Origin of the sequence: Acinetobacter sp. YH16031, assembly GCF_013417335.1 — a bacterium.
Taxonomy (GTDB): domain Bacteria; phylum Pseudomonadota; class Gammaproteobacteria; order Pseudomonadales; family Moraxellaceae; genus Acinetobacter.
In genome coordinates, this window is the sequence record NZ_VPED01000104.1 from 1 (window position 1) to 2,511 (window position 2,511).

A 2,511-nucleotide genomic window follows, 5' to 3' on the forward strand; every position below is an offset into this window, starting at 1 on the left:
TCAAACTCTATTGAATCTCGCTTTCGCTCGATTCGAAGGGGCAATTTTTTGCTTAAATATTTTGTGAATTTTAGAAAAAGAACAAAAGCAACTCGGAATTCGCTTCGCTCATGAGTTTTTTATGCTCGCTTCGCTCGACCTAGATGCAAATTAAATCTGTTCGCACCCTTCGGGATGCTCTATATCTAAGTCTGAGCAGTAAAGGGGAGCTTGTAATCAGAGAAAGAGCAGGGCAAAATTTTGATAGTGTTCAATCGCTCGTAGACACTCGCTCGGCTAATCCCTGTTAGCCTCAAAAAGAAAAGCACAAAGCGAACGGAGTGTGAGCAACATAACGGTAGATCACTTATTCCCCCCTCTGATTACTGCTTTTGCTGAATTGGATTACATATTCAAGTCAAAATCATTTCTCGGTTGTGGCTGTTTGAGTTCATGACTTGATAATTCAATGCTGTTTTGTTGTTGTGATGGGTTTTTAATTTCGTGAATATCATTTTTGATCGTCTCAAAGCCTTTCAAACATGATTGATATAATTCTCTTGGTTCTTTGAGATGGGAATTTCTAGGCTCTAAAATCTTCTCACATTCAAGATATCTCAACATTCTTCGGTCGTTTTTGATGATTTCATCTAACTTTCTACACTCGCTGTGAGTGAGATTTTTACTTGATCGATTTATGTATTCTTCTATATTTTTAATTTTTTTACTCGTTAAAACAATCAGTTGTATTTGATTCTGATTTTTATATGCTTGCTGTTGTTTTTCACTGATTTCTTTGTGATAAGCAACATAATCGGGGTAATAACCGTCGCTTCTTAAATATTTAAAATCAAGAGCTGGCTTGGGTTTGAGTCGAATTTCTGTTATTCCGATTTCTAGTCGTTCAAGTTTTCGATTAATTTCGTCAAGTTCTCTAGAGTTTTCCCAAGCATGTTGATCTGCTTGCTTTGCATCTGCAAATCTTCGTAGAAGTCGCTCGGAACTTTCAATTGCAAGATTTTCGAGAGTGCTCTCTCGATGTCTGATTGTTGTGTGCTGATTGTTGTTTGAATCGGTTCTAAATTTGCTGTTACTAAGTTGCTGACAATGATTTTTAAATCCAGTTGACTCAATGATTTGGTTAATTGCTGACTCAATTGGATTTTCAAGTTTTCTTGAAATGCTTGCTGTAACTGCTCGGAAAAACTCCCCTGTTCGATTTTGGCTATTTCGGATTGTTGTGCTGAAATCAAGGTTTGCTGTTGTTTGAGTTGAGTTTTTAAGCTCTGCTCTACTTCGCTGTATTCGCTCAAGATTGTTTTTAATGAATTGATTTGTTGAATCAATAAGCTGTTTTGTTCTGATAACAAGTTGTTTTGCTCTGTTAAGAAGTGGTCGATTTCTGTCTGCATTGCTTACCTCCGTTGGATTTCCAACATTTTGATTTGATTTCTGATTTGCTGACTGTTCTGCTGAATTATTTGTTCTTGTGCTTCGATGGTCTTTAGATTCATGCTGGCTTGATAGCTCAGATAAAAACTCATTAAAAGACTCAGTATTCCAAAGCTGATTACCCCCCAAAGAATGTATTTCGATCTCTGATTGCTTAGCTTTTCTGAAATCAGTGTTTGTATTTCGCTCTCGATCTGTACGCTTTGGTTCGCTATCGCTTGCTGTACTTGGGTTTGTATGCTCTTTTGTAGACTCTGCTTGTCGATTGAAAGGCTCTGCAACTGGCTGTTGATGTGGTTCTGTAGAGCCTGAATTGAGGTTGAAAACGAATCTATGCTCGATTTCACTTTTGATATTTCCGTAATATCTATATTCGCTAGTTTTTTTTGAAGTGCCTCTATTTGCTCCGTATAGCTCGCTGTTAGCGTTTTTATTGCTTGGGGTGATAGAAACCCTAGCTCGGTCAAAATCGAGCTTAGGTGCGATTCTATGGTTGTTGTCGTCTGCTGTACTTTGCGTAAAAGCGTGGTGTTGTTGATTATAGGCTTCTCGCTTTGCTCTATAAGTTGCTCGAAGTTGCTCAGCGTCTGTGAGAGCTGCTGCAAGCTCACTTGCAGTTGGTCGGCTTTCTGCTGCTGCTCTGAGATGCTCTGAATAAGATCCAATTTCGAAGTTTTCATGATAGAAATCACCTTTTATTCGATGTTTTTTGCCGTTGTTGAGAGTGACCGTTAGAGACTCTTTATTTGGTTTTATCGAGTCGACTCCATCTAGTTGTTTGATACAGGTGATTATTTCCGCTCTATTTTTTGCTGTGTTGGTTTTTAAGAGGGTTTTCACGTAATTATCAATTGCTTTGTAAAATTGCTTTTTGGGCAAGGTTTCTAGCTCTTTGCTTGAGAGTATTTTTTTTGCTTGAGCATTAAGCTTGGCAACGTGGTTCGGCTCTTGTGTCGTGTGCATTAGCAGCAAATCGTCAGGGCGTGACCACTGGTATTTTGTGTTGTTGGAATCGCGTCATGCGTCGAAAGGTTTCTCACGCGCGGGGGGCGCTTTGTTGTGGGCTTCTCCGCCCGGCAC

The 2,511-nt window shown here is 39.2% G+C and carries 1 protein-coding gene; it reads right to left on the bottom strand.

The window, feature by feature from the left end; translation table 11 throughout:
* Nucleotides 1-384: 384 nt before the first annotated feature.
* The gene (locus FTV31_RS16230; protein ID WP_179996718.1) at nucleotides 385-2,394 is read right to left on the bottom strand and encodes a mobilization protein; all 2,010 of its coding nucleotides are present in this window, start codon (nucleotides 2,392-2,394) and stop codon (nucleotides 385-387) included.
* Nucleotides 2,395-2,511: the final 117 nt, after the last annotated feature.

What these genes read in the sequence shown, in the direction of transcription:
- FTV31_RS16230 (WP_179996718.1), bottom strand. Translation starts at nt 2,394, where the DNA reads ATGCACACGACACAAGAGCCGAACCACGTTGCCAAGCTTAATGCTCAA.